The organism is Streptomyces sp. NPDC046860 (genome assembly GCF_040645115.1).
In the GTDB taxonomy this organism is placed as follows: domain Bacteria; phylum Actinomycetota; class Actinomycetes; order Streptomycetales; family Streptomycetaceae; genus Streptomyces.
This window is the reverse complement of sequence record NZ_JBEYXQ010000013.1, coordinates 136720-162550: the sequence shown is the minus strand read 5'-3', so window position 1 is coordinate 162550 and position 25831 is coordinate 136720. Positions and strand designations below refer to the sequence as shown.

Annotated in this window: 21 protein-coding genes; 12 read left to right on the top strand and 9 right to left on the bottom strand. The window is 72.5% G+C overall.

Annotation, left to right across the window (positions count from 1 at the left end; genetic code table 11):
- Positions 1-86: 86 nt before the first annotated feature.
- Together ABZ898_RS20395 and ABZ898_RS20390 are read left to right on the top strand one after the other, a co-directional pair.
- Positions 87-980: a calcium-binding protein gene (locus tag ABZ898_RS20395; protein WP_361660491.1), complete on the top strand. Its 894-nt coding sequence runs from the start codon at positions 87-89 to the stop codon at positions 978-980.
- Positions 981-1177: 197 nt separating this feature from the next.
- Positions 1178-2008, top strand: a complete 831-nt coding sequence (locus tag ABZ898_RS20390; protein ID WP_361660489.1) for a hypothetical protein — start codon at positions 1178-1180, stop codon at positions 2006-2008.
- Positions 2009-2011: 3 nt separating this feature from the next.
- On the opposite strand, the gene ABZ898_RS20385 is transcribed toward ABZ898_RS20390, so the two are convergent.
- The 3 genes from ABZ898_RS20385 to ABZ898_RS20375 form a co-directional block, all read right to left on the bottom strand.
- Positions 2012-4414 (bottom strand): HAD-IC family P-type ATPase, encoded by a 2403-nt coding sequence (locus tag ABZ898_RS20385; RefSeq protein WP_361660486.1) that lies wholly within the window; start codon positions 4412-4414, stop codon positions 2012-2014.
- A gap of 113 nt (positions 4415-4527) precedes the next feature.
- Positions 4528-6843 carry a GH92 family glycosyl hydrolase gene (locus ABZ898_RS20380; protein ID WP_361660483.1) on the bottom strand — a complete coding sequence of 772 codons (2316 nt, stop codon included), beginning with the start codon at positions 6841-6843 and terminating at the stop codon, positions 4528-4530.
- Positions 6844-7003: 160 nt separating this feature from the next.
- A complete protein-coding gene (locus tag ABZ898_RS20375; protein ID WP_361660480.1) occupies positions 7004-7273 on the bottom strand; it encodes a DUF2530 domain-containing protein in 270 nt (89 codons plus the stop codon).
- A 194-nt stretch (positions 7274-7467) separates the two neighbouring features.
- On the opposite strand from ABZ898_RS20375, the gene ABZ898_RS20370 reads away from it, so the two are divergent.
- Positions 7468-8919: an NCS2 family permease gene (locus ABZ898_RS20370; RefSeq protein ID WP_361660477.1), complete on the top strand. Its 1452-nt coding sequence runs from the start codon at positions 7468-7470 to the stop codon at positions 8917-8919.
- A gap of 50 nt (positions 8920-8969) precedes the next feature.
- Here the strand turns inward: ABZ898_RS20370 and ABZ898_RS20365 are convergent, their stop codons facing one another.
- Positions 8970-9152 carry a ribbon-helix-helix protein, CopG family gene (locus ABZ898_RS20365; protein ID WP_361660475.1) on the bottom strand — a complete coding sequence of 61 codons (183 nt, stop codon included), beginning with the start codon at positions 9150-9152 and terminating at the stop codon, positions 8970-8972.
- A 153-nt stretch (positions 9153-9305) separates the two neighbouring features.
- Here ABZ898_RS20365 and ABZ898_RS20360 point away from each other — a divergent pair, with 153 nt between their 5' ends.
- Entirely contained in the window at positions 9306-9743 is a 438-nt protein-coding gene (locus ABZ898_RS20360; RefSeq protein WP_361660472.1) for a MarR family transcriptional regulator, read from the top strand.
- Between the two features lie 28 nt (positions 9744-9771).
- A complete protein-coding gene (locus ABZ898_RS20355; protein WP_361660468.1) occupies positions 9772-11112 on the top strand; it encodes an MFS transporter in 1341 nt (446 codons plus the stop codon).
- An 8-nt stretch (positions 11113-11120) separates the two neighbouring features.
- Here the strand turns inward: ABZ898_RS20355 and ABZ898_RS20350 are convergent, their stop codons facing one another.
- Positions 11121-11897, bottom strand: coding sequence for an inositol monophosphatase family protein (locus ABZ898_RS20350; RefSeq protein WP_361660465.1), 777 nt, complete (start codon positions 11895-11897; stop codon positions 11121-11123).
- Between the two features lie 41 nt (positions 11898-11938).
- On the opposite strand from ABZ898_RS20350, the gene thpR reads away from it, so the two are divergent.
- The gene (gene thpR, locus ABZ898_RS20345; protein WP_361660462.1) at positions 11939-12511 is read left to right on the top strand and encodes an RNA 2',3'-cyclic phosphodiesterase; all 573 of its coding nucleotides are present in this window, start codon (positions 11939-11941) and stop codon (positions 12509-12511) included.
- Between the two features lie 211 nt (positions 12512-12722).
- Here thpR and ABZ898_RS20340 read toward each other — a convergent pair whose 3' ends face one another.
- Together ABZ898_RS20340 and ABZ898_RS20335 are read right to left on the bottom strand one after the other, a co-directional pair.
- Positions 12723-13715 (bottom strand): aldo/keto reductase, encoded by a 993-nt coding sequence (locus tag ABZ898_RS20340; RefSeq protein WP_361660459.1) that lies wholly within the window; start codon positions 13713-13715, stop codon positions 12723-12725.
- Positions 13716-13771: 56 nt separating this feature from the next.
- On the bottom strand, positions 13772-14446 hold the full coding sequence (locus tag ABZ898_RS20335; RefSeq protein ID WP_361660456.1) for a GDSL-type esterase/lipase family protein: 675 nt from the start codon (positions 14444-14446) through the stop codon (positions 13772-13774).
- A 99-nt stretch (positions 14447-14545) separates the two neighbouring features.
- Between ABZ898_RS20335 and ABZ898_RS20330 the strand changes: the two genes are divergently transcribed.
- Positions 14546-15514 carry a WD40 repeat domain-containing protein gene (locus ABZ898_RS20330; protein ID WP_361660453.1) on the top strand — a complete coding sequence of 323 codons (969 nt, stop codon included), beginning with the start codon at positions 14546-14548 and terminating at the stop codon, positions 15512-15514.
- Between the two features lie 67 nt (positions 15515-15581).
- On the opposite strand, the gene serC is transcribed toward ABZ898_RS20330, so the two are convergent.
- The gene (serC, locus tag ABZ898_RS20325; protein WP_361660450.1) at positions 15582-16700 is read right to left on the bottom strand and encodes a phosphoserine transaminase; all 1119 of its coding nucleotides are present in this window, start codon (positions 16698-16700) and stop codon (positions 15582-15584) included.
- A 202-nt stretch (positions 16701-16902) separates the two neighbouring features.
- Here serC and ABZ898_RS20320 point away from each other — a divergent pair, with 202 nt between their 5' ends.
- The 3 genes from ABZ898_RS20320 (at position 16903) to ABZ898_RS20310 (ending at position 22152) form a co-directional block, all read left to right on the top strand.
- Positions 16903-19803 (top strand): FAD-linked oxidase C-terminal domain-containing protein, encoded by a 2901-nt coding sequence (locus tag ABZ898_RS20320; protein ID WP_361660447.1) that lies wholly within the window; start codon positions 16903-16905, stop codon positions 19801-19803.
- A gap of 157 nt (positions 19804-19960) precedes the next feature.
- Positions 19961-21082: a peptidoglycan bridge formation glycyltransferase FemA/FemB family protein gene (locus ABZ898_RS20315; RefSeq protein ID WP_361660444.1), complete on the top strand. Its 1122-nt coding sequence runs from the start codon at positions 19961-19963 to the stop codon at positions 21080-21082.
- A 146-nt stretch (positions 21083-21228) separates the two neighbouring features.
- Positions 21229-22152, top strand: coding sequence for an EamA family transporter (locus ABZ898_RS20310; protein WP_361660441.1), 924 nt, complete (start codon positions 21229-21231; stop codon positions 22150-22152).
- A gap of 7 nt (positions 22153-22159) precedes the next feature.
- Here ABZ898_RS20310 and ABZ898_RS20305 read toward each other — a convergent pair whose 3' ends face one another.
- Positions 22160-23095: a phosphotransferase gene (locus tag ABZ898_RS20305; RefSeq protein WP_361660438.1), complete on the bottom strand. Its 936-nt coding sequence runs from the start codon at positions 23093-23095 to the stop codon at positions 22160-22162.
- A 105-nt stretch (positions 23096-23200) separates the two neighbouring features.
- On the opposite strand from ABZ898_RS20305, the gene ABZ898_RS20300 reads away from it, so the two are divergent.
- Positions 23201-24013: a TIGR03084 family metal-binding protein gene (locus ABZ898_RS20300; RefSeq protein ID WP_361660435.1), complete on the top strand. Its 813-nt coding sequence runs from the start codon at positions 23201-23203 to the stop codon at positions 24011-24013.
- Positions 24010-25686 carry an acyclic terpene utilization AtuA family protein gene (locus ABZ898_RS20295; protein ID WP_361660432.1) on the top strand — a complete coding sequence of 559 codons (1677 nt, stop codon included), beginning with the start codon at positions 24010-24012 and terminating at the stop codon, positions 25684-25686. The genes ABZ898_RS20300 and ABZ898_RS20295 overlap by 4 nt, the downstream gene beginning before the upstream one ends.
- Positions 25687-25831 lie beyond the last annotated feature (145 nt).

Here is a 25831-nt window from a genome sequence, read left to right as displayed (position 1 = left end):
TGCTGAGTCTCCGTACTCAGCAGACATGACACGAGCGCCCGGCGGCACAGAGCCGCGGCCGTGCGCTCCTCGACGGGGGGAACCTCATGCGTATCCGTACCAGCCTGGCCGTCGCCACCGCCGCCGGCGCGGTGGCCCTCGGCGCGTTCGCCGTCCCGGCCGCGCACGCCGACGAGACGCCGAACGCGGCGGCCAAGGTGTCGTCCTACCTGAAGGACGTGAAGGCGGACGCGGCGGCCAAGGCGGGCGCGAAGGCGGGCCGGTCGGGCGTGCGCTACGTCGACGGCGACGTCACCATCGACAAGGTCACCGTCAACGGCAACCAGGACATCGTCGCCGGCACCTCCGCGGTCAAGACCGTCAACATCTACGTGACGGCGACCGACCCGTCGGGCATCTACGACGCCTACGCCATGCTGTGGCACGGCACGGACATCGATGACCCCGACGGTGTCGACGGCTACGTCCTCCCGGAGCAGGAGGCCGACTGCGACAACTGGAGCGCCACCTCGGCCACCTGCAAGCTCACCCTGAAGGTCGACCCGAAGTCGGACCTGTGGGACAGCTCGCTGGCCGGCAAGTGGAACGTGTACGCGGGCGCCCTCGGCAACGACGGTGACCTCATGGACGACGACGCCTACAAGAACGTCTGGATCAAGCGCGCCGCGCAGATCACCTCGATGAACGCCTCGCCGGAGCCGGTGAAGAAGGGCAAGACCATCACGGCCACGGCCAACCTGAGCCGCGCCAGCTGGTCGTACCTCAAGTACTACGGCTACGGCAGCCAGTCCGTGCAGCTGCAGTTCGCGAAGTCCGGCAGCAGCACGTACACCACCGTCAAGACCGTGAAGACCTCCTCCACGGGCGCCCTGAAGACGACGGCAACGGCCAACGCGTCCGGCACCTGGCGCTTCTACTTCCCGAAGAACGGCACCACCTCCGCGGCGACCTCCGCGGGTGACTACGTCGCCGTGAACTAGTCCCACCGCTTTCCCACGCCCGGCCCCGGAGACCGCCAGTCTCCGGGGCCGGAGTGCTGTGTGCCCTTGAACAGGCAATACACCGGCAAAGACCGTCCCCGGAAAGCGCAAGCCGTACAACTCGGCGTTCCCCTCGCGGATCTGATCACCCGAGTCGACCGACTCACGATCACTTCTCCCCCCAGAGGGAACCGCACATGCGCATACGTGCCACCGTGGCCGCCGTCACCGGCGCCCTGGCTCTCTCCGCCTTCGCCGTCCCGGCCGCCCAGGCCGCCCCGGGCGAGGGCACGCCGTACACGATGAACGTCAGCTTCTCGAACCTGAAGATCGCCTCGTCGATCAAGGTCGGCACCGGCAACGAGGTCAGCACGACCTACACGTACACGCTCACCCACGGCTCGGACGTCAACGCCACCGCGGCCGACTTCTACACCGACGCCTACCTGTACCGGGGCTCCCTGGACGACCCGACCGCCACGGTCGAGGGCGACGACGAGGCCACCTGCAAGGTCGCCACCACCACGACGCTCACCTGCACCGGCACCGTCGACATCTACCCGGCCGACGGCGACCTGACCTACACCGACGCCGGCAAGTGGTCCGTGGCCGCCGAGGCGACCGCCCTCAACGGGCAGGACGTGGACAACCCCGACTACGACAAGGTCGGCTTCAAGGACCAGGGCGGCCTGGCGACCACCAGCCTGCTGCGCTACTCCAAGCTCACCACCGACGCCGCCCCCGAGCCGGTCAAGAAGGGCAAGACCCTCACGGTCACCGGCAGCCTGACCCGCGCGAGCTGGGACTACAAGAAGTACTACGGCTACTCGGCCCAGTCGGTGCAGCTGCAGTTCGCCAAGAAGGGCTCCACCGCCTGGAGCACGCTGAAGACCGTCAAGACGGACAGCAGCGGCAACCTGAAGACCACCGTCACCGCCTCGGTCGACGGCTCCTTCCGCTACGTCTTCGCGGGCACCTCGGACACGGCGGCGGTCACCGCCACGGCCGACGCCGTCGACGTGCAGTAACCCTCACACCGGGAAGCGGCGGCCGACCCATCTCCAGACGACCTCCAGGGCGGCCGCCGCCACCACCGCCACTCCCACCGCCGCCCACGGCATCGTGTTGCCCACCAGGCGCAGGGCGAAGAAGTCCTGCAGCCAGGGGACGGTCAGCACGAAGAGGAAGGCGACGCCCATCGCGGCCACCAGGGCCAGCCGCCACCAGGTGTAGGGGCGGGCGACGATGGCGAGGACCCACATCGAGATCAGGAACAGGGTCAGGGTGGCCGCGCTGGTCTCGGCGGCGAGCGCGTCCGCGCCGGTGTAGTGATGCCGCGCCAGCAGATACGTCGCGAAGGTCGCCGCACCGGCCAGCAGCCCGCCCGGTATCGAGTACCGCATGACCCGGCGCACGAAGTGCGGCCGCGCCCGCTCCTTGTTCGGCGCCAGCGCCAGGAAGAACGCCGGGACGCCGATGGTGAGCGTGGACAGCAGCGTCAGATGCCGGGGCAGGAACGGGTACTCCACCTGCCAGCACACCACCAGCACCGCGAGCAGCACCGAGTACACCGTCTTCACCAGGAACAGCGTCGCCACCCGCGTGATGTTGCCGATCACCCGGCGGCCCTCCGCGACCACCGACGGCAGGGTGGCGAAGCTGTTGTTCAGCAGCACGATCTGCGCCACCGCGCGCGTGGCCTCCGAGCCCGAGCCCATCGAGACGCCGATGTCGGCGTCCTTGAGGGCCAGGACGTCGTTGACCCCGTCGCCGGTCATCGCCACGGTGTGCCCCTCCGACTGGAGCGCGCCGACCATCTCCCGTTTCTGCCGCGGGGTGACCCGCCCGAACACCGTGGCCCGGTCCACCTCCTTCGCCATGTCCGCCCGGTCGGCGGGCAGCCGCCGCGCGTCCACCGCCCTGCCCGGCAGCCCGAGCTTGTGCGCGACCGCGCCGACGGAGACCGCGTTGTCCCCGGAGATCACCTTGGCCCGCACGTCCTGGTCGGCGAAGTAGCGCAAGGTCTCGGCCGCGTCCGGCCGCAGCCGCTGCTCCAGCACCACCAGGGCCACGGGCCGGGCCCCGCGCTCCGGGTCGGGGCCGTGAAGGTCACGGGCGGCGCGGGCCAGCAGCAGGACCCGCAAGCCCTGCTCGTTCAGCCGGCCGGTCTCGGCGAGCGCAGGGTCTTCGGGGGACAACAGCACGTCGGGGGCGCCCAGCAGCCAGCCGGTGACCTCGCCGTCGCCGTCGCGGAAGGCGGCCCCGCTGTACTTGCGGGCCGAGGAGAACGGCAGCGTGGTCACCGGGCGCCGGTCCCCGTCCCCGCCGTCCGGGTAGGCGTCGATGATGGCCCGCAGCGAGGCGTTGGGACGCGGATCGGACGCCCCCAGCGCGGCCAGCACCTCGCGCACCCGGCTCTCGTCGGCCCCGCCCAGCGGTTTCAGCGCGGTCACGTCCATGCCGCCCTCGGTGAGCGTGCCGGTCTTGTCCAGGCAGACGGTGTCCACGCGGGCCAGGCCCTCGATCGCGGGCAGTTCCTGCACCAGGCACTGCTTGCGCCCGAGCCGGATCACCCCGATGGCGAAGGCCACCGAGGTCAGCAGCACCAGCCCCTCCGGGACCATCGGGATGATCCCGGCGATGGTCCGGGCCACCGAGTTCTTGAAGTCGCTGCTCTTGACCACGAGCTGGGTGACGATCAGGCCGAGCGCGGCCGGAACCATCATCCAGGTCACGTACTTCAGGATCGTGGAGATGCCGGACCGCAGCTCGGAGTGGACCAGCGTGAACCGGGACGCCTCCTCGGCGAGCTGCGCCGCGTACGCCTCCCGGCCCACCTTGGTCGCCTGGTAGGCGCCGCCGCCCGCGACCACGAAGCTGCCCGACATCACCTGTTCGCCGGGGTGCCTGACCACCGGGTCGGCCTCGCCGGTCAGCAGGGACTCGTCCACCTCCAGGCCCTCGGCCTCGACGCAGACCCCGTCCACCACGATCTTGTCGCCGGGCCCGATCAGCACCAGGTCGTCCAGCACGATCTGGCTGGTCGGCACCCGTACCGCCCCGCCGTCCCGGCGCACGGCCGGCCGGGCCTCCCCGATGACGGCGAGCGAGTCCAGCGTCTTCTTCGCCCGCCACTCCTGCACGATCCCGATGCCGGTGTTGGCGAGGATCACGAACCCGAACAGGCTGTCCTGGATCGGCGCGACGAACAGCGTCACCACCCACAGCACACCGATGATCGCGTTGAACCGGGTGAACACGTTCCCCCGCACGATCTCGCCCAGCGAACGGCTGCTGCGGACCGGGACGTCGTTGACCAGACCCCGCGCCACCCGCTCCGCGACCTCGGCGCGGGTGAGCCCCGCCGGGCGGGTGGCGCGCGGTGCGACCGGGTGCACGGGTTCCAGTCCGGCACCCGGGTCGATATGCGTCATGCATTCGACGTTACGTGCCCGATGCCCGCTTCACCTGCCGGGCGGGCGGATCTCCGGGTAACGCCAGGGGCGCCCCCGAGGCAGGTCGGGGGCGCCCCTGAGCACGCCTCGGATCAGCCCAGCGCGGGCGGTCCGTCGGTGGCCCCGGTGCCCCAGGAGGAGGGCTCGGAGCCGACCGTGAAGGACAGCGAGCGGTGCGCCCGCAGCGCCCCGGTGGTCAGGTACGTCCGCCCGTACGCCGTCCCGTCCAGCCGTGCCGAGCGGATGTAGCGGGCGTCCGCCGAGGTGCCCGGCGCGGTGATGGTGAGCGCGCCGTGCGGGTAGTGGCGGCGGTCCAGCGTCAGGTCGACCCGGTCGAACACCGGGGTGGACAGCCCCCAGGTGTCGTAGCCGGGCTGCACCGGGAAGACGCCGATCGACGACAGCACGTTCCAGGCGGACATCGTGCCCAGGTCGTCGTTGCCGGTCATGCCGGTCGGCCCGTCCGTGAACAGGGTCAGCGCCGCGTGCACCACGTCCGTCGTCTTCCACGGCTGCCCGGTGGACAGGTAGGTGTACGGCGCGATCAGGTCGGGCTCGTTCTGCGGGTTGTACTTGTCGGCGTTGTAGTAGTCGTACGGCCCGTTCACCCACACCTCGCGGGCGGTCTTCGCCGGGTCCTCGGTCAACTCCCCGTAGGCGAAGAAGGAGTCGAGCCGGTCGTTGGCCGCCTGCTTGCCGCCGATCAGGTCCACCACGCCGGGCAGGTCCTGCGGCACCAGCCACTGGTACTGCCAGGACGTGCCCTCGTGGAAGCCCTCGCTCTTGGCCGGGTCGGCCGGTCCGGTGAAGGCGCCGGAGGCGTCACGGGCGCGGAAGAACCCGGTCGACGCGTCGAAGATCCGCCGGTAGTTCTGCGCCCGGGCCGCGTACCGGTCCGCGTCGGCGCCGTGTCCGAGGTCGCGCGCCATCCGGGCCAGCACCGCGTCCGACAGGGCGTACTCCAGGGTGGCCGACGCGCCGTGGTCGTAGTCCGAGTCGCCGGGCTTGGCGTGCGGGCGGTCCTTGACGTAGGGGGCGAAGCCGCCGGCGACGTACTCCCGGTTCGCCTCCCGGCCCACGGCCGGCGAGCCGGCGGGCGGCACGCCGTCGGCGTTCTTCCTGAGCGCCGTGTAGGCCCGCTCCTCCCAGCCGTGCAGCAGGCCCTGCTGGTAGGCGTTGGTGAGGAAGGGCGTCACCGGGTCGCCGGTCATGATGTTGGTCTCGACCGTGCCGTAGCCCCACTTGGGCAGCCAGCCGCTCTCCTCGTCGATCCGGATCACCGAGATCGCCATGTCCCGGGCCTCACGCGGCGCGAGCAGCGACAGCAGCTGGGACTGGGTGCGGTAGGTGTCCCACAGCGACCAGTTCTGGTAGTAGGTGAAGCCCTGGGTGCGGTGGATTCTCTGGTCCCAGCCGGTGTAGCGGCCGTCCGTGTCGCTGCCGATGTTCGGGGCGAGGAACGAGCGGTACAGCGAGGAGTAGAAGGTGCGGCGCAGCGTCTCGCCGCCGCCGCTCACCCGTACGTCGTCCAGCCGGTCCTCCCAGGCCCGGCGGGCCGCGTCCCGCACCGCGTCGAACGGCCTGCCGCCCTCGGCCCGCAGATTGCCGAGCGCGCCGCGCGCGTCGACGTAGGACAGGGCGGTGGTGGCCTCGACCGTGCGGTCCTTCGTGGTGTCGAACCGCAGGTACGCCCCGTCGGACCCGGTCTTCGCGCCGTCGGTGACGGTGGACCCGGTCCAGGTGCCGTGGGCGGTGAAGGGCCGGTCGAAGCGGGTGACCGTGTAGAGCGTGTAGGGGAGGGTGTCCTGGCAGAAGCCGCGGCCGGTGAGCTTCGTGCGCACGGTGTGGTCGTCCAGGACCTCCACCTCGGTGGCGACCTTGGTGTGCAGCGACTGGCCGGCGTTGAGCAGGACGTTGGCCTTGTCGGTGGCCGGGAAGGTGTAGCGCTGCACACCGGTGCGGGCGGTCGCGGTCAGCTCGGCCTCGATCCCCGAGTCCAGGCCGACGCGGTAGTAGCCGGGGCTCGCGGACTCGTCGGCGTGGCTGAACCCCGCGGCGTAGCGGGCGTAGTCGGTGCTGGTGACGTCACCGGTGGTGGGCAGCACCGGCAGGTCGCCGCCGAGGCCGCAGCCGACGCCGGAGAGGTGGACCAGGGAGAAGCCCCGGATGTGGTCCTGGGCGTAGTCGTAGCCGGTGTTGTGGCCGGTGTCGGGGGAGAGCTGCACCATGCCGAACGGCACCGCCGCGCCGGGATAGGTGTTGCCCTCGTTCTGGGTGCCGATGAACGGGTTGACGAGATCGGTCAGCCGGGCGGGCGGCTCGGCCTGCGCGTGGGCGGGGGCGGCCAGCAGCGCGGTCGCCGCCAGTGTCCCGGCCATCAGGCGACCGATATGCCGTGTCCATGTCATGCAAGAACCTCTGAGGTGGTGGGCCGGACGTGCTCAGGGGTGGTTCAGGACAACGTTGTCAACACCTGGGGGGCGCGCTGTACAACGTTGTCATCGGACAGCAGTGGGCATGACAACACGGAATCCGCATTCCGTCCAGGGGTCCCGCACGACCCGGGGGTCACTCCGCGGAGGCGGTCTCCCGCTCGGCCGCCGCGCGCTTGATCGCCGCGTCCCGGCCGCGCACGTACCAGATGCCGATCAGGCCGAGGCCGGCCCCGGCCAGGCAGGTCCACACCCACCACAGGTGGCCGTGGTCCTGGAACCAGCCGTAGAAGGGGAGCTGCACCAGGAAGAGGACGAACCACACGATCGTGCCGCCGGTGATGGTGGCGACCACGGGGCCCTCCAGGGGCTCCGGCGCTTCGTGCTGGGGGGTCCACTTCGTCATGGGCACAGCTTACGAGGCCCCGCGCCACGCCCTGGCAGCCCAACGTCCCTGCGGACGTCCGGTGAATATCTACGCGCGGAGATAGCGATCTAGGCTTCATACGTTCATACTGAAACCGTTTGTCTGTGACCACTTCTGCTCGTACGAAACTCCAAAGGGGCTCGGGGGAACCCTGAATGGTGATGAGGACTCGCATGCCCACCTCGGCCGAGGCCAAGGCCCCTTCCCCCGAACAGCCCGGCGGTACGCCCTCTTTCGGCGCCGTCGACCGCTACTTCAAGATCTCCGAGCGCGGCAGCACCGTCGCCCGTGAGGTCCGTGGCGGTTTCGCGACCTTCTTCGCGATGGCGTACATCATCGTGCTGAACCCGATCATTCTTGGCAGCGCCAAGGACATGTACGGGCACCACCTCGACAACGGCCAGCTCGTCACGGCCACGGCGTTCACCGCCGCGTTCACCACCTTGCTGATGGGTGTGATCGGCAACGTCCCGATCGCGCTCGCGGCCGGCCTCGGCGTGAACACGGTCGTCGCCCTCCAGCTCGCTCCGCGCATGTCCTGGCCGGACGCGATGGGCATGGTCGTGCTCGCGGGCTTCGTGGTGATGCTGCTCGTCGCCACCGGTCTGCGCGAGCGCGTGATGAACGCCGTCCCCTACGGACTGCGCAAGGCCATCGCCATCGGTATCGGCCTGTTCATCATGCTGATCGGCCTGGTCGACTCCGGCTTCGTCACCCGCATCCCGGACATCGCCCAGACCACCGTCCCGCTGACGCTCGGCACGGGCGGTCACCTCGTCGGCTGGCCGGTGCTGGTCTTCGTCCTGGGCGTGCTGCTCACCCTCGCGCTGATCGTCCGCAAGGTCCCGGGCGCGATCCTGATCTCCATCGTGGCGATGACCGTCCTCGCGGTGATCATCAACCTGGTCGCCAAGGTGCCCTCCTGGGGCCTGACCACCCCGAAGTGGCCGGGCAACCCGGTCGCCACCCCCGACTTCGGTCTGATCGGCCAGGTCAGCCTGTTCGGGGGCTTCGCCAAGGTCGGCGTGCTGACCGGCATCCTCTTCGTCTTCACGGTCCTGCTGTCCTGCTTCTTCGACGCCATGGGCACGATCATGGGCGTCAGTGACGAGGCCAAGCTGACCGACGCCGACGGCAACATGCCCGGCATCAACAAGGTCCTGCTGATCGACGGCCTCGCGGTCGCCGCGGGCGGCGCCAGCTCCTCCTCGGCCACCACCTGCTTCGTGGAGTCCACCGCCGGCGTCGGCGAGGGTGCCCGCACGGGCCTCGCCAACGTCGTCACGGGCGCCCTGTTCGGTGTCGCGCTGTTCCTCACCCCGGTCGCCACCATGGTCCCGTCCCAGGCCGCCACGCCCGCGCTGGTCGCGGTCGGCTTCCTGATCCTGGCGGGCTCGGTCCGGGAGATCGACTGGTCCGACTTCACCATCGCCATCCCGGCCTTCGTGACCATGGTGATGATGCCGTTCACCTACTCGATCACCAACGGCATCGGCATGGGCTTCATCACCTTCGTGGTGCTCCGGCTGGCCGCCGGCCGCGGCCGGGACATCCCGGTGGCGATGTACGTGGTCGCGGCCGTCTTCGGCTTCTACTACCTGATGCCGGCCCTCGGTCTGACCTGACCGGACCCGGCCGGCGTCCGGCCCGATGTTCCCGCGGGGTCACATGAGTCTCATGTGACCCCGTAGAACTTCTCGGTCTCGTCGACGGCGGTCTGGAACCGCTCGTCGAAGTCGTCCCTCATGAGCGTGCGGACCACGTAGTCCTGCACGCTCATTCCTCTTCTCGCCGCGCGTTCCCGGAGCCTGTCGAGCAGCTCCCCGTCCATGCGCAGGCTGAGCACACTGGTCCCCATGCGTACGAGGGTCGCCACATCCCGCCACCCGACGCGTCATTTTTCGGAAGCGTCTCACTCGTACGGGTGACGGCAGGGCGTAGTGGCGGACATCACGGGGGCCGCCGTGCGTGGTGGTGTTCCTTAGTAAGAGTAATGAGTTAGGCTAAAGACATGTCGGACCTCACCCACGGCGACGACGTGGCCGCCGTGAACTCTCTCCGCTCCGCCGTGATGCGGCTGTCCCGTCGACTCAAGCACCAGCGGGTCGACGAGTCGCTGAGCCCCACCGAGATGTCGGTGCTGGGCACGCTGTCCAACTGCGGACAGGCCACCCCGGGCGAGCTGGCGCGCAAGGAGCATGTCCAGCCGCCCTCGATGACCCGCATCGTCGCGCTGCTGGAGGCCAAGGGGCTGGTCCGGCTCGAGCCGCACCCCGAGGACCGGCGGCAGAAGGTCGTCACCCGGACCGAACAGGCCGAGGCGATGCTCCTGGAGAGCCGCCGCAAGCGCAACGCGTTCCTGGCCGGCCTGGTCGAGGGCCTCGACGAGGACGAGTGGGCCACCCTGCGCGCCGCCGCCCCCGTCCTGGAGAAGCTCGCGCAACTGTAGCCACGGCATCCGTCCAGGAGGCGACCCTTTGAGTACGGGACCCGGAGCAGCTTCCGTCCCCGCACCGGCCACTACTACCCCCGCGCCCGGCAGAGCCTCGATGTTCAGCTCGCTGAAGGTCCGGAACTACCGGCTGTTCTTCGCCGGGCAGGTCGTCTCCAACACCGGCACCTGGATGCAGCGCATCGCCCAGGACTGGCTGGTGCTCAGCCTCACCGGCTCCTCGGCGGCCGTCGGCATCACCACCGCCCTGCAGTTCCTGCCGATGCTGCTCTTCGGCCTCTACGGCGGTGTCCTCGTCGACCGGCTGCCCAAGCGGCCCGCGCTGCTGTTCACCCAGTCCGCTATGGCGCTCACCGGCCTCGCGCTCGCCGCCCTCACCCTCTCCGGACACGTCCAGGTCTGGCACGTGTACGTCGCCGCCTTCGCGGTCGGCCTCGCCACGGTCGTGGACAACCCGGCCCGGCAGTCCTTCGTCTCCGAGATGGTCGGCCCCGGCCAGCTCCAGAACGCGGTCAGCCTGAACTCGGCCAACTTCCAGTCCGCCCGGCTGGTCGGCCCGGCCGTCGCCGGTCTGATGATCACTGGGGTGGGCACCGGGTGGGCGTTCCTCGCCAACGGCCTGTCCTTCGTCGCGCCCATCGCCGGGCTGCTGCTGATGCGCACCCGCGAACTGCACGCCGTCGACCGCGCGCCGCGCGCCAAGGGCCAGCTCCGGGAGGGGCTGCGGTACGTCGCCGGACGGCCCGAGCTGATCTGGCCCATCGTGCTCGTCGGCTTCATCGGCACCTTCGGCTTCAACTTCCCGGTGTGGCTGACCGCCTTCGCCGACGACGTCTTCCACTCCGGCGCCGGGGCGTACAGCCTGTTCAACACCCTGATGGCGGTCGGCTCGCTGATCGGCGCCCTGCTCGCCGCGCGGCGCGGCACCGCACGGTTCCGGGTGCTCGTCGCGGCCGCGCTGGCCTTCGGCGTCGTGGAGACCGTGGCCGCGCTGGCGCCCTCGTACTGGCTGTTCGCGCTGCTGATGATCCCGATCGGGGCGTTCGGCCTCACGGTCAACGTCACCGCCAACACGGCCGTGCAGATGTCCACCGACCCGGCCATGCGGGGCCGGGTGATGTCCCTGTTCATGATGGTGTTCATGGGCGGCACGCCGCTCGGCGCACCCCTCGTCGGGTGGGTCACCGACACCTACGGCGCCCGCTTCGGCTTCGTGGCCGGCGGTGTCGTCTCGGCCGCCGCCGCTGCCGTCGTCGGCCTCTTCCTCGCCCGCGCGGGCGACCTGCGCCTGAGGCTCACCTGGCGACGGGGGCCGCACCTGCGGTTCGTGCCCCGGCGGAGCGGGGAGCTGACGCCGGTGGCGTGAGGGGCGCGTCAGGGCCGGCCGCGGATCATCGACATCAACAGGCTGTGGGTGCCGGCGTCCGCGGCCGCCACCAGGCCGCGGGCCCGCGGACCGAGCGGTTCGCCGTCGACACCCGTGACCACGCACCCCGCCGCCCGGCACAGGGCGATCCCGGCGGCGAAGTGCACGCTGCCCGAGAGGTCGCCGCCGTCGGTGACGTAGGCGGCCCGCCTGCCCGCCGCCACCCAGGCCAGGGCCAGCGTCGTGGAGACGACCCGCGGCCGGAACCGTGCGGCGAACGCCGGGTGCGCCAGCAGGCCGGTCGCCCGGAAGCCGGGGGCGCTGGGGAAGGGCGGGTCCAGGTTGACGTCCACCAGCGCGGTCTCCGACGTGGGGCGCAGGGGGGTGCCGACGCCGTCCCGCCGCCAGGCCGTCGCGCCGTCCGTGCAGAAGACCTCGCCGGTGAAGGGGTCCGCCACGGCGGCGGGACCGTCGCGCAGGGCCACGTTGACGGCCACGAGCATGCTGCCGGCGGCGTAGTTGAGGGTGCCGCACAGGGGGTCCACCAGCCACTGGCGCGGGCTGTCCTTTGCTCCGTGCCGCCCGCTCTCCTCGCCGAGCACCGCGTCCGCGGGCCGCTCGGCGCGGATCACGCCCAGGACGGCCCGCTCGGCCGCGATGTCGGCGGCGGTGGCGAAGTCCCCGGCGCCCTTGTCGACCCGCGCCAGCTCCCGGCCGTAGCCGTCGCGCACCACCTCGGCCCCCGCGCGGGCCGCCGCCACCGCCACCTCGACGTCGTCGATCACGGTGCCGCAGCGTAGCGGGGACCGTCTGCGATGGTGTGGGGATGAGACTCTTCGCCGCCGTGCTGCCGCCCCCGGAGGCCGTGCGTGAACTCGGCCGTGAGGTACGCGCGCTGCGCGGGCGGGCCGGGGCCGACGCGCTGCGGTGGACCGAGCCGGACGGCTGGCACTTCACGCTCGCCTTCTACGGGGAGGTCCCCGAGGAGCGGGTGCCCGAGCTGGAGCGGCGCCTGGAACGCGCGGCCGGGCGGGGCGAGCCGTTCCCGCTGGCCGTCACCGGGGGCGGCACCTTCGGGCGGGGCCGGGCGCTGTGGGCCGGGGCCTCGGGCGACCTCACGGCGCTGGAGCGGCTGGCCGGGCGGGCCCAGGCGGCCGGACGGCGGGCCGGGGTGGACGGCGAGGAGCACCGGCACTACCGGGCGCATCTCACACTGGCCCGCGGCAAGGGGGACGTCGACCTGCGGCCCTACGCCGACGCCCTCGCGGAATTCGCCGGTACCGGCTGGACGGTGGGCGAGCTGGTGCTCGTCCACAGCCGTCTGCCGGCCTCCGGCGTGCCCGGCGAGCAGCCCCGCTACGCGCCGGTCGCCCGCTGGGCACTGGGCGCGGCCCGTTAGGCTCGTCGTCGTGGAACCCAAAACCCGGAACCGGATCATGGCCGGTGCGCTCGTGCTGATGCTGGTGGTCGTCGCGGTGGCGGCAGCGATCGGCTGACGGCCCCGCCCAGGCCGCTTCACCCAGGCCGCTTCACCCAGGCCGCCTCGCTCAGGCCGCTCCACTCGGGCCGCTCCGCGCGGGCACCCGTACGGAGCGGCCTCACGCGTGCTCCTACCAGGCGAACGCCTCCGGGGAGGGCCCGGGGCCCGGGAAGATCTCGTCCAGGCCCCGCAGCAGCTCCTCGCTCAGCTCCAGCTCCACCGCGCGCAGCGCCGAGTCGAGCTGGGCCCGCGTGCGCGGTCCGACGATCGGGCCGGTGACGCCGGGCCGGGTCAGCAGCCAGGCCAGCGCGACCTCGCCGGGCTCCAGCCCGTGCTTGGCGAGCAGTTCCTCGTACGCCTCGATCCGGGTGCGCGTGGCCGTGTCCGCGAGGGCGTCGGCCGAGCGGCCGGAGGCGCGGCGCCCGCGCTCGGCCTCCTTGCGGATGACCCCGCCCAGCAGGCCGCCGTGCAGCGGCGACCAGGGGATGACGCCGAGCCCGTAGTCCTGGGCGGCCGGGATGACCTCCATCTCGGCGCGGCGCTCCGCGAGGTTGTACAGGCACTGCTCGCTGACCAGGCCGAGGGTGTTCCCGCGGCGCAGGGCCGTCTCGTTGGCCTGGGCGATCTTGTAGCCGGGGAAGTTGGAGGAACCGGCGTAGAGGATCTTGCCCTGGGTGACCAGGACGTCGACCGCCTGCCAGATCTCCTCGAACGGCGTGTTCCGGTCGATGTGGTGGAACTGGTAGACGTCGATGTAGTCCGTCCCCAGCCGCTTCAGGCTGGCGTCCACGGCACGGCGGATGTTCAGCGCGGAGAGCTTGTCCTGGTTCGGCCACGCCTCGCCGTCCGGGCCCATGTTCCCGTAGACCTTGGTGGCCAGGACGACCTTCTCGCGCCGCTCGCCGCCCTTGGCGAACCAGCTGCCGATGATCTCCTCGGTGCGGCCCTTGTTCTCGCCCCAGCCGTACACGTTCGCCGTGTCGAAGAAGTTGATGCCCGCGCCCAGCGCCGCGTCCATGATCGCGTGGCTGTCCGCCTCGTCGGTCTGCGGCCCGAAGTTCATGGTCCCCAGCACCAGCCGGCTGACCTTCAGTCCCGTACGTCCAAGCTGCGTATACCTCATGCCCACCAAGCCAACGTCCTGGAGTGCGCTCCAGGCAAGCGGTGGGGACGGCCCGGTCAGCCCGGGTACGGCTCGCCCAACCCCCACGCCTCGTACATCGCCCCCGCGAACGCCCCCGCGATCCGGTGCTCCCCGCTCGCGTTGGGATGCGTGCCGTCATAGGTGTCCGTGTGGATGTCCCACCCCTCGGGCGTCGAGGCCAGCAGCAGCGGCGAGCGGGGTTCGTCCAGGTCGGCGGCGGTCTTGGCGAGGAGGGTGTTGAAGAGGCCGACCTGGTCGGCGAAGGCGGCGTCCTCCTGGGCGCGGATGTTCGGGATGACCGGCAGCAGCACCATGCGGACCCGGGGACGCGCCTCGCGGGCCGCCGCGACGAACGCCCGCACGTTGTCCGTCGTCTGCTCGGCGTTGGTGTAGAAGCCGAGGTCGATCAGGCCGAGGGAGACGAGCAGCACGTCGGCGCGGTGCGCCCGCACCGCCTCCCCGATCAGCGGGGCCATGTGCTGCCAGCCCTCGCCCCAGCCGGCCAGGTGGGCGCGCGGGAAGTCGGGGTCGGCGTACTCGTAGGAGCCGGGTTCCCCGGTGGCCTGGTCGTACAGCGTCTCGCGCGGGCCGACGATCTGGAACGGGCCGCCGTATGTGCCGCGCAGGTGCTGCCACATCCGGTAGCGCCACGTGTGTTCGCCCGCGCTCCCGATCGTCATGGAGTCACCTACGGGCATGAACCTGAGCATCCGCTCATGATGGCGGATCGCGGCGGCGACCGGCATCCGGGGCCGCTGTGAGGCCCACCACCTCCGCCGAACCGCCGCCCCTGGTGGCAGTCTTGGACCATGCGCCGACCGTTCGCCCTGCTTGCCGGGGCCCTGCTCGCGGGTGCCTGTGCCCTGCCCGCCCACGCCGCGGACGGGGACCAGGGGTTCACCGTCGAGGACCCCAGGATCACCGAGTCCAGCGGCCTGGCCGCCTCCCACCTGCATCCCGGCGTCTACTGGACGCACAACGACAGCGACGACGGACCGTACCTCTACGCCGTCGACAGCCGCACCGGGAACACCGTCGCCACGGTCACCCTGCGCGGCATCGGCTCCCCGCGCGACGTGGAGGCGATCTCCGTCGGGCCGGACAACCAGATCTACGTCGGCGACATCGGCGACAACTTCCACGGTCGCTGGCCCTACGTGTGGATCTACCGCCTGCCCGAGCCGAAGACGCTGAAGGACCAGACGGTCACGGCCACGCAGTACGTCGTGAAGTACTCCGACGGCCCGCGCGACGCCGAGTCGCTGGCCGTCCACCCCAAGACCGGCCGCGTCTACATCATCGACAAGAACGAGGACGGCGGGCACCTGTACGAGGGCCCCGCCGAGCTGACGTCGTCCGGCGCGAACATCTTCCGCCCGGTCGCCCCCGTCGACCTGTGGGCCACCGACGCCGCCTTCTCGCCCAACGGCCGGCAGCTCGCCGTACGCGGCTACTTCGGCGGCATCTCCTACGACTTCGACGGCGGCCGGATCAGGAAGCTGGGCCGGCTGGACGTGCCCCTCCAGGGGCAGGGCGAGTCCGTCAGCTACTCCGCCGACGGCACCAGGCTGATGTACGGCAGCGAGGGCGCGCAGAGCCAGGTGCGGGCGCTGGACGCGCCCGAGGGCGGCGCGTCCGCCTCCAAGTCGCCGTCGGCCGGAAGCAGTTCCGCTTCCGGGGAGAAGGGCGAGGAGAGCGGCCTGAAGGTCGGGGCCGTCCTCCTCGCGCTCGGTGCCGCCGCCGTGTTCGGCATGCGGCGGATGCGGCGCAAGGGATAGGCGCGGGGCACGCGAAAGGGCGCGCGGTTCACCACCGGGCGCCCCTTCAGCAGCGGATGAGCGGGTTTCAGATCCGCTCGATGACGTAGTCGACGCACTTGGTCAGCGCCTCGACGTCCGCCGGGTCGATCGCCGGGAACATGGCGACGCGGAGCTGGTTGCGCCCGAGCTTGCGGTACGGCTCGGTGTCCACGACGCCGTTGGCGCGCAGCACCTTGGCGACCGCGGCCGCGTCGATCTCGTCGGCGAAGTCGATCGTGCCGATGACCTGCGACCGCTTGGCCGGGTCGGTGACGAACGGCGTCGCGTGCTTCGACTCCTCCGCCCAGGTGTACAGCCGGGTCGAGGAGTCCTTGGTGCGGCCGGTGGCGAAGTCGAGGCCGCCCTGGCCGTTCAGCCACTCGAGCTGCTCGTTGAGCAGGAAGAGCGTGGAGAGCGCCGGGGTGTTGTACGTCTGGTTCTTGCGGGAGTTGTCGATCGCCGTGGGCAGGCTGAAGAACTCCGGGACGTGCCGGCCGGAGGCGTGGACGCGCTCGGCGCGCTCGATGGCGGCCGGGGAGAACACGCCGATCCACAGCCCGCCGTCGGAGGCGAAGGACTTCTGCGGGGCGAAGTAGTAGACGTCCGTCTCGGCGATGTCGACCGGCAGGCCGCCCGCGCCGGAGGTGGCGTCCACCAGGACGAGGGAACCCTCGTCGGCGCCGGCCACGCGCCTGATCGGCATGGCGACACCGGTGGAGGTCTCGTTGTGCGTGAAGGCGTACACGTCCACGCCCGCCTCGGCGCTCGCCTCGGGGTGGGTGCCTGGGTCGGAGACGATCACGGTCGGCTCGGCCAGCCACGGCGCGAGCTTCGCGGCCTTGGCGAACTTGGAGGAGAACTCGCCGAAGTTGAGGTGCTGCGACTTGTTCTCGATCAGCCCGTGGGTCGCGATGTCCCAGAACGCGGTGGAGCCGCCGTTGCCGAGGACGACCTCGTAACCGTCCGGGAGGGAGAACAGGGAGCTGATGCCTTCGCGGACCCGGCCCACCAGGTTCTTGACCGGGGCCTGCCGGTGGGAGGTGCCCAGCAGGGAGGTGCCGGTCGCGGCGAGCGCCGCCAGCGCCTCAGTCCGCACCTTGGAGGGGCCCGCGCCGAAGCGTCCGTCGGCGGGCTTGATGTCAGCGGGGATCTCGATGTCGGCCACGGGTCGGAGCGTATCGGGTGCGCGAAACCGGACGAAGCCGTGTCCGTCGGATGAGACGACTCTTCCGGGTCGTGGACTTGTGCGGTCGTACGACGATCCGAGGAGCGGGGTGTGCCTGTGGACAACTTCTGATGACTTTGCGTGATCGGATGCATGCTGGAGCCATGACCGGCCGACGGGGCCGGAGGGACGGGGGACGGACATGGCGGACAGGGCGACGGGTGTGGACGCGGGGCTGGAGAGCGCGCTGCGGCGGGCCGTGCGGGGCGAGGTCCGCTTCGACGCGACCGCACGGGCGCTGATGACCATGGACGCGTCCAACTACCGGCGGGTCCCGCTGGGCGTGGTGGCGCCCCGCGACGCCGAGGACGTGGCGGCCGCGCTCGAGGTGTGCCGGGCGCGCGGGGCGCCGGTGGTCGCGCGCGGCGGGGGCACGTCCATCGCCGGGCAGGCGACCGGCACGGGCGTGGTGCTGGACTTCACCCGGCACATGAACGGCCTGCTGGAGCTGGACCCGGCCGCGCGCACGGCACGGGTGCGGCCGGGGCTGGTCCTGGACCGGCTCCAGGAAGCGGCCGCCCCGCACGGACTCCGCTTCGGCCCCGACCCGTCCACGCACGGCCGCTGCACCCTCGGCGGCATGATCGGCAACAACTCCTGCGGCGCCCACTCGGTGGCCTGGGGCACCACCGCCGCCAGCGTGCGCGAGCTGTCCGTGCTCACCGCGCGCGGCGAACGGCTGCGCCTCGGCCGGGACTGGTCCGGCGCGCCGGACGGCCTGCGGACGCTGGTGGAGGCGGAGCTGGCCCCGCTGCGCACCGGCTTCCCGGAGCTGCCCCGCCGGATCTCCGGGTACGCCCTGGACGCCCTGCTGCCCGAGAACGGCGCCGACGTGGCCCGCTCCTTCTGCGGCTCCGAGGGCACCCTCGGCGTGCTCACGGAGGCGGTGGTGGACCTGGTCGAGGCCCCGGCCGCCCTCGCCCTGGCCGTGCTGGGGTACGCCGACGAGACCGACGCCGCCGACGCCGCCTCCGCTCTGCTGCCGCACGGCCCGCTGACCGTGGAGGGCATGGCGGCCGACCTGATCCGGGCGCCCGTGGGACTGCCGGAGGGCGGAGCCTGGCTGTTCGTGGAGACGGGCGGCGCCTCGGCGAGGGAGGCGCGGGCCCGCGCGGAGGCGGTGGTGCGCGCGGCGGACGCGGTGGACGCGCTGGTGGTGACCGACCCCGCCGTCCGGCGCGGCCTGTGGCGGCTGCGCGAGGACGCGAGCGGTACGGCCACCCGGATGCCGGACGGCACGGAGGCGTGGCCCGGCTGGGAGGACTGCGCGGTGCCGCCCGCCCGGCTCGGCGCCTATCTGCGGGACTTCCGCGCCCTGCTCGCCGCCCACGGCCTGCGCGGCGCGCCGTACGGCCACTTCGGCGAGGGCTGCGTCCACGTCCGGATCGACTTCGACCTGCTCACCGGGGAGGGGGTGGCCCGGTTCCGCCGCTTCTCCGAGGACCAGGCCGACCTGGTGGTCTCCCACGGCGGCTCGCTGTCCGGGGAGCACGGCGACGGACAGGCCCGCGCGGAGCTGCTGCCGCGCATGTACGGCACCGGCATGGTGGCGCTGTTCGAGCGGGCCAAGGCGCTCTGGGACCCCGACGACCTGCTCAACCCCGGCATGCTGGTCCGCCCGGCCCGCCTGGACGACAACCTCCGCTTCGCGGTGCTGCCCCGCCGCCCGGTGGACGTCGCCTTCGGCTACCCGCACGACGACGGCGACTTCCGCGCGGCCGTCCGCCGCTGCGTCGGCGTCGCCAAGTGCCGCACCGGGCCGGCGGCCGGGTCCGGGGTGATGTGCCCGTCCTTCCACGCCACCGGCGAGGAGGAGCACTCCACCCGGGGCCGGGCGCGGCTGCTGCACGAGATGCTCGCGGGCGAGGTCATCACCGACGGCTGGCGCTCGGCCGAGGTCCGCGACGCCCTCGACCTGTGCCTGTCCTGCAAGGGCTGCCGCTCGGACTGCCCGGTCGGCGTCGACATGGCCACCTACAAGGCCGAGTTCCTGCACCACCACTACACCGGGCGGGTGCGCCCCGCCGCCCACTACAGCCTGGGTTCGCTGCCGGTGTGGCTGCGCTGGGTGGCCCGCACCCGCACGGCCCGCCTGCTCAACGCGCTTGCCTCGGTGGGGCCGGCCGCCCGGCTCGGCAAGCGGGTGAGCGGGATCGCGGGGGAGCGGGAGATCCCCCGGCTCGCGTCGCGGACGTTCACCCGGTGGTGGCGGGCCAGGCCGCCCGCGCCGGAGGGCGGGGGATCGGGGCGGTCGGTCGTGCTGTGGCCGGACACCTTCACCGAGCATCTGTCGCCCGCCGTCGGGCGGGCCGCCGTCCGGGTACTGGAGGCGGCCGGGCTCCGGGTGGTCCTGCCGCCGACCCTGCTGCCCGGCGGGCGCCCGGTGGGGGACGGCGTCTCCCGGGCGCCGACCGCCCTGCTCGGGGCCCGCCGCGCCCAGGTCTGCTGCGGCCTCACCTACATCTCCACCGGCCGCCTCGACCGCGCCCGGTCGGTCCTGCGCCGCACGCTGGACCTGATGGAACCGGTGCTGGAGGCGGGGGTCCCGGTCGTCGTCCTGGAACCGAGCTGTGCGGCGGCCCTCCGCTCCGACCTCCCCGAACTGCTGCCCGACGACCCGCGCGCGGCCCGGCTGGCCGCCGCCGTACGCACCTTCGCCGAGACCCTGCGGCAGTACGCCCCCCACTGGACCCCGCCGGTCCTCGACCGTCCGGTGGCCGGCCAGACCCACTGCCACCAGCACGCGGTACTGGGCGACGCGGCCGACCGGGAGCTGCGCCGGTCGGCGGGCCTGAGCGGCGAGCTGAGCGGAGGCTGCTGCGGGCTGGCGGGCAACTTCGGCTTCGAGGAGGGTCACTTCGAGATCTCCCGCACCTGCGCGGAGCACCAGCTCCTCCCCGCCGTCCGCGCCGCGCCCGACGGCACGGCGGTCCTGGCGGACGGCTACTCCTGCCGCACCCAGTTGGAGCAACTGGCCGGGATCAGGGCCCGGCATCTCGCGGAGGTGCTGGCCGAGGGGCTGGACGGGGAGGAGCCGGGCTGAACGGGCCGTCACCGCAACGGGTCACCGCCCCCACGCCGGCCACGCCCTGCCTTGAGCGCCCCTCCGGCACACCGGCCGGCGGCGTGTCCGGACCCGGGGACGGAGGGTGCGGGGGCCATAGGGTGACCGGACCTGACAGCGCGAAGGAGTCCTCCGCATGACCCTCACCCTGCGCCCCCTCAGCCGGGACGAGCACCTGGCCTTCGTGAGCTCGCGGCCCTCGGTCAGCCATATGCAGGTGCCGTCCTGGGGCGAGGTGAAGCCCGACTGGCGCGCGGAGAGCCTCGGGTGGTTCGAGGAGGACGGACGGCTCGTGGGCGCGGGCCTGGTGCTGCTGCGGCCGCTGCCCAAGGTGAAGCGGTACCTGGCCTACCTTCCGGAGGGCCCGGTCATCGACTGGCACGACGACGCCCTGGAGCGCTGGCTCGACCCGTTGCTGGCCCATCTCAAGGAGCGCGGCGCGTTCTCCGTGAAGATGGGCCCGCCGGTGCCCGCCCGCCGCTGGAGCCCGGAGGCGGTCAAGGCCGCCATCGCCGACCCGGCCGCGCACCGGCTGCGCGACGCGGAGCCGACCTGGCAGGACCCGCGCGCCCGGGCCCTCGCCGACCGGCTGCGGAGCATGGGCTGGCGGCAGAGCGAGGCGGACGCGGAGGAGGGCTTCGCGGCGGGCCAGCCGCGGTACGTGTGCCAGGTGCCCTTCGCCGGGCGGTCGCTGGAGGAGATCCAGGGCGGGCTCAACCAGCAGTGGCGGCGCAACATCAAGAAGGCCGGGAAGGCGGGCGTGAAGGTGGTGCGCGGCGGGGCCGAGGACCTGCCCGCGTTCTACGAGCTGTACACCGAGACCGCCGAGCGCGACCGCTTCATCCCGCGCCCGCTCGCCTACTTCCAGCGGATGTGGACCGCGCTGACCGCCGAGGACCCCGACCGGATGCGGCTCTACCTCGCGCACCACGACGGGGAGGTGCTGGCGGCGGCGACGATGCTGATCGTGGGCGGCCACGTCTGGTACTCCTACGGCGCCTCCACGGCCCGCAGGCGCGAGGTGCAGCCCAACAACGCGATGCAGTGGCGGATGATGACCGACGCCCACGAGCTGGGCGCGCACGTCTACGACTTCCGGGGCATCACCGACACCCTGGAGGAGTCCAACCACCTGCTGGGCCTGCTCCGCTTCAAGGTCGGCGCGGGCGGTGAGGCGGTGGAGTACGTGGGGGAGTGGGACTTCCCGCTGAACAAGATGCTGCACAAGGCGTTCGACCTCTACATGGCCCGCCGCTGAGGTCTGCGTACAGTGGCATAAGGGGTTCACACACCTGACGGAGGTCCATTACCGTGGACCAGGAAGTACATCGGGATGTACGCGAGGCTCGCGCCCCGCGACCGATGAGCAGGTAGCCCCCTCCCGCCGGCCCCTCAGGACAGCCCGTGACCACCGTCCGCACCTCCACCCCGACCACGACTCCCGCCGCCGCGGACTCCTCCGGCCGGTTCGGCTCACTCGGACCGGTCGGTCTGGTGCTGGCGGGCGGGATCTCGGTCCAGTTCGGCGGCGCGCTCGCGGTGACGCTGATGCCCCGGGCGGGCGCGCTCGGCGTGGTGACGCTGCGGCTGCTCGCGGCGGCCGTGGTGCTGCTGGTCGTCTGCCGCCCCCGGCTGCGCGGGCACTCCCGCGCCGACTGGGGCACGGTGGTCGTCTTCGGCATCACCATGGCCGCGATGAACGGCCTGTTCTACCAGTCGGTCGCCCGTATCCCGCTCGGTCTCGCGGTCACCCTCGAAGTCCTCGGCCCGCTCGCCCTCTCCGTCCTCGCCTCCCGCCGCGCGGTCAACGCCGTGTGGGCGGCCCTCGCCCTCGCGGGCGTCTTCCTGCTCGGCGGCGGAGGCTTCGGCGACCTCGACCCGCTGGGAGTCGGCTTCGCCCTGTCGGCGGGCGTCGCGTGGGCGGCGTACATCATCTTCAGCGCCCGTACGGGACGCCGCTTCCCCCAGGCGGACGGGCTGGCCCTCGCCATGGGCGTGGCCGCGCTGGTCTTCTTCCCCCTGGGCGTCGTCGACGCCGGCGCCCGCCTGCTGGACCCCACGACCATCGCCCTGGGCTCCGCGGTCGCCCTGCTCTCCTCGGTCCTGCCCTACACCCTCGAACTCCTGGCCCTGCGCCGCCTCCCCGCCCCCACCTTCGCCATCCTGATGAGCCTGGAACCGGCCGTCGCGGCCACCGCGGGCTTCTTCATCCTCCACCAGTCCCTCTCCCTCACCGAAGCGGCCGCCATCGCCCTGGTCATCGCCGCCAGCATCGGCGCGGTCCGCACCCAGACCCGCCGAGTACCGCCTCCGGCGCCGGAGGCGTGAGCCGCGCTCACCGCCGCGTCCCCGCCATCCGCAGCGCCTCCCCTGTGTTGTGTTCCGCGATGCCCCGCATGGCCTCGCGGTGGGGGAAGTCGCCGTCCAGGAGGCGGAGGGGGCCTGTCACCAGGGAGAGGTGGAGGGCGAGGGTGTGGAGGGTCAGGCGGGCGGGGTCCAGGGAGGGGCGGGCCAGGGGCGCGTAGTGGGGGCCGAAGCGGAGGCGCAGGAAGGCGTGTTCGTGTTCGGGGTCGAAGTGGGTGAGGCCCTCGATGTCGATCAGGGCGGGGTGGCCGTCGGCGGTGAGGAGGACGTGGTCGGGGCCCAGTTCGCCGTGGACCAGGGAGTACACCGGGCGAGGGGTGACCGCCGCGTGCAGTGCGTGGAGGCGGTCGGTCAGGGCCGCGCGGGCCGCCGCGATCCGGGGGACCCGGGTGGCCGCCTCGGCCAGGTCCCGTAGGGCCCGGGTCAGGGTGAGCCCTTCGCTGGTCCCCGACGGGGTGCCGTCGGGGTGCGGGGAGGTGTGGGCGGCCATGCGGTCCAGGGCCGCGGACAACTCCGCGAGCGCCGTGGCCGCCCGGGGCGGGTCGGAGGTGAACGCCGTCTCCAGGGTGTCGCCCGGTACGTCCTCCACCAGGGCCAGGTCGTCGCGGGCCGAGGCGTGCAGGAGGCGTGGGGTGCGGACGCCGGCCGCGTCCAAGGCGTGATGCGCGGCCAGGAACGGGGCCAGGCCGGAGGCGTGGTCCGTCGGCGCGGCGGGCCAGAAGCTCTCCTGCGGGGCCCAGCTGTAGGCGATCACGGTCGGAGGGGCGGCCGTGCCGGTCAGGGCGAGCCGGTAGACCCCCTTCTTCGAGCCGCCTCGCAGCCGTTCCACGCCGGTGACCCGGCACCCCGGCCCCAGCCCCTCCCGTACCAGTCGTCGCAGCGTGGCGGGCTCCGTGAATACGCGCATCCGGCGAACCTAGCCGGAGGGGGCGAGCGGGCGGCAGCGATTTTCCCGCCCCGAATAATGCAAGCACGCTTGATTGTTTCTGCCCCCGCTGCGATGCTCCTGCCCATGTCCGATCCGACGCCCGTCTTCGACGACCTGCGTGAGGAAAGCCGGGAACTCGACCTGCTCGTGGCCGAGTTGACCGAGAAGGAGTGGGCACGCGCGACGCCCGCTCCCCGCTGGAGCATCGCCCACCAGATCGCCCACCTGCACTGGACCGACCGCGCCGCCCTGCTCGCCATGAGCGACCAGGAAGCCTTCCGGGAGTACGCCGGACAGGCGCTCACCTCGCCCGAGTCCTTCGTGGACGACGGCGCCGACGAAGGCGCCCGGCTCGGCCCCGCCGAACTGCTCACCCGGTGGCGGGACGGGCGGCAGGCGCTCGACCGCGCCCTGCGGGAGGCGGCCGCCCGGCACACACGGTTCCCCTGGTTCGGGCCACCCATGTCGGCCGCATCCATGGCCACCGGCCGGCTCATGGAGACCTGGGCCCATGGCCAGGACGTCGCGGATGCCCTGGGTGTGGTGCGCGTACCCACCGACCGGCTCAGGCACGTGGTCCGCATCGGGGTGCGCGCCAGGGACTTCGCCTTCGGGGTGCGCGGACTGCCCGCGCCGCAGGAGGAGTTCCGCGTCGAGGTCCGGGCGCCCTCGGGCGAGTGGTGGACCTACGGCCCAGAGAACGCCCGGCAACGGGTCACCGGCCCGGCGGTCGATCTCTGCCTGCTCGTCACCCAGCGCGCCCATCGCGCCGACCTCGTCCTGACCGCCGAGGGCGCCGACGCCGACCGCTGGCTCGACATCGCCCAGGCGTTCGCGGGCCCGCCCGGCGCCGGGCGCGAACAACGTCAGGACGCGCCCGGGGAGCCACCGCGGTGACCCCGCTGCGCGTCGGCAACTTCTCCGGCTTCTACGGCGACCGGGCGAGCGCCCTGCGCGAGATGCTCACCGGCGGCGAGGTCGACGTCCTCACCGGGGACTATCTCGCCGAGCTGACCATGCTCATCCTCGGCCGCGACCGGCTGAAGGACCCCGGTGCCGGGTACGCCCGCACCTTCGCGCGCCAGCTGGAGGACTGCCTCGGGCTCGCCCACGAGCGCGGGGTGCGGATCGTCACCAACGCGGGCGGGCTCAACCCGGCCGGACTCGCGGCCAGAGTAAGCGAGTTGGCGGAGCGGCTCGGGATACCCGTACGGGTCGCGCACGTCGAGGGGGACGACCTCACCGCCGCCCACCCCGGCACCCTCGCCGCCCATGCCTACCTCGGCGGCTTCGGGATCGCGGAGTGTCTGCGGGCCGGGGCCGACGTGGTGATCACCGGCCGGGTGACCGACGCCGCGCTCGTCACCGGGCCCGCCGCCGCCCACTTCGGGTGGGGTCCCGGGGACCTCGACCAGCTGGCCGGGGCCGTTGTCGCCGGGCATCTGCTGGAGTGCGGGACGCAGGTCACGGGCGGCAACTACGCCTTCTTCCAGGACGGTGACGTCCGCCGTCCCGGCTTCCCGCTCGCCGAGATCCACGCCGACGGCAGCAGCGTCGTCACCAAGCACCCCGGCACCGGCGGCTTCGTCGACACCGGCACGGTCACCGCCCAGCTGCTCTACGAGACGGGCGGCGCCCGGTACGCCGGGCCCGACGTCACCGCCCGGCTGGACACCGTACGGCTGAGCCAGGACGGGCCGGACCGGGTGCGGATCGACGGGGTGCGCGGGGAGGCCCCGCCGCCCACGCTCAAGGTCGGCCTCAACCGGCTCGGCGGCTTCCGCAACGAGGTCGCCTTCGTCCTCACTGGTCTCGACATCGAGGTCAAGGCGGAGCTGGTGCGGGACCAGATGGACGCCGCGCTGGCCAAGGCCGCGCCGGACGAGGTGCGGTGGGAGCTGGCCCGTACCGACCGGGCCGACGCGGACACGGAGGAGACGGCCAGCGCGCTGCTCCGGCTGGTCGTGCGGGACACCGATCCCGAGGTGGTCGGGCGGGGGCTGAGCGGGGCCGCGATCGAGCTGGCGCTCGCCAGTTACCCCGGCTTCCATGTGCTGGCGCCCCCGGGGAAGGGCTCGCCCTATGGGGTGTTCGACCATGTGGCCGTACCCCATGGTGCCGTCGACCATGTGGCCGTCCTCCACGACGGCCGCCGTATCGATGTGGCCGCACCGCAGGAGACGCTCCCGCTCGGCGAGGTGCCCGAACCCGAGCTGCCCGAGCCGCTCCCTGTGAGCCGCACCCGCCGCGCCCCCCTCGGCCAGGTGGCCGGGGCCCGCAGCGGGGACAAGGGCGGGGACGCCAACGTCGGCGTCTGGGCCCGTTCCGCCGACGCCTGGCGCTGGCTCGCCCACGAGCTGACCGTCGAGCGGTTCCGGGAGCTGATTCCGGAGGCCCGCGACCTCCCGGTCACCCGGCACGTCCTGCCCCGCCTGCGCGCCCTGAACTTCGTCGTCACCGGCATCCTCGGCGCCGGAGTGGCCGCCCAGCACCGCTTCGACCCCCAGGCCAAGGCCCTCGGCGAGTGGCTCCGCTCCCGGCACCTGGACATCCCGGAGGAGCTGCTGTGACCCCCCGGACACCGAGGCCCTCCGGCACCCCCGCACCCCATGCCGGAGGCACCCTCGCACCCCATGCCGGAGGCACCCTCGCACCCCATGCCGGAGGCACCCTCGCACCCCATGCCGGAGGCACCCCCGCACCCCATGCCGGAGG

What these genes read in the sequence shown, in the direction of transcription:
- ABZ898_RS20395 (WP_361660491.1), top strand. Translation starts at nt 87, where the DNA reads ATGCGTATCCGTACCAGCCTGGCCGTCGCCACCGCCGCCGGCGCGGTG.
- ABZ898_RS20390 (WP_361660489.1), top strand. Translation starts at nt 1,178, where the DNA reads ATGCGCATACGTGCCACCGTGGCCGCCGTCACCGGCGCCCTGGCTCTC.
- ABZ898_RS20385 (WP_361660486.1), bottom strand. Translation starts at nt 4,414, where the DNA reads ATGACGCATATCGACCCGGGTGCCGGACTGGAACCCGTGCACCCGGTC.
- ABZ898_RS20380 (WP_361660483.1), bottom strand. Translation starts at nt 6,843, where the DNA reads ATGACATGGACACGGCATATCGGTCGCCTGATGGCCGGGACACTGGCG.
- ABZ898_RS20375 (WP_361660480.1), bottom strand. Translation starts at nt 7,273, where the DNA reads ATGACGAAGTGGACCCCCCAGCACGAAGCGCCGGAGCCCCTGGAGGGC.
- ABZ898_RS20370 (WP_361660477.1), top strand. Translation starts at nt 7,468, where the DNA reads ATGCCCACCTCGGCCGAGGCCAAGGCCCCTTCCCCCGAACAGCCCGGC.
- ABZ898_RS20365 (WP_361660475.1), bottom strand. Translation starts at nt 9,152, where the DNA reads ATGGGGACCAGTGTGCTCAGCCTGCGCATGGACGGGGAGCTGCTCGAC.
- ABZ898_RS20360 (WP_361660472.1), top strand. Translation starts at nt 9,306, where the DNA reads ATGTCGGACCTCACCCACGGCGACGACGTGGCCGCCGTGAACTCTCTC.
- thpR (WP_361660462.1), top strand. Translation starts at nt 11,939, where the DNA reads ATGAGACTCTTCGCCGCCGTGCTGCCGCCCCCGGAGGCCGTGCGTGAA.
- ABZ898_RS20340 (WP_361660459.1), bottom strand. Translation starts at nt 13,715, where the DNA reads ATGAGGTATACGCAGCTTGGACGTACGGGACTGAAGGTCAGCCGGCTG.
- ABZ898_RS20335 (WP_361660456.1), bottom strand. Translation starts at nt 14,446, where the DNA reads ATGCTCAGGTTCATGCCCGTAGGTGACTCCATGACGATCGGGAGCGCG.
- ABZ898_RS20330 (WP_361660453.1), top strand. Translation starts at nt 14,546, where the DNA reads ATGCGCCGACCGTTCGCCCTGCTTGCCGGGGCCCTGCTCGCGGGTGCC.
- ABZ898_RS20320 (WP_361660447.1), top strand. Translation starts at nt 16,903, where the DNA reads ATGGCGGACAGGGCGACGGGTGTGGACGCGGGGCTGGAGAGCGCGCTG.
- ABZ898_RS20315 (WP_361660444.1), top strand. Translation starts at nt 19,961, where the DNA reads ATGACCCTCACCCTGCGCCCCCTCAGCCGGGACGAGCACCTGGCCTTC.
- ABZ898_RS20305 (WP_361660438.1), bottom strand. Translation starts at nt 23,095, where the DNA reads ATGCGCGTATTCACGGAGCCCGCCACGCTGCGACGACTGGTACGGGAG.
- ABZ898_RS20300 (WP_361660435.1), top strand. Translation starts at nt 23,201, where the DNA reads ATGTCCGATCCGACGCCCGTCTTCGACGACCTGCGTGAGGAAAGCCGG.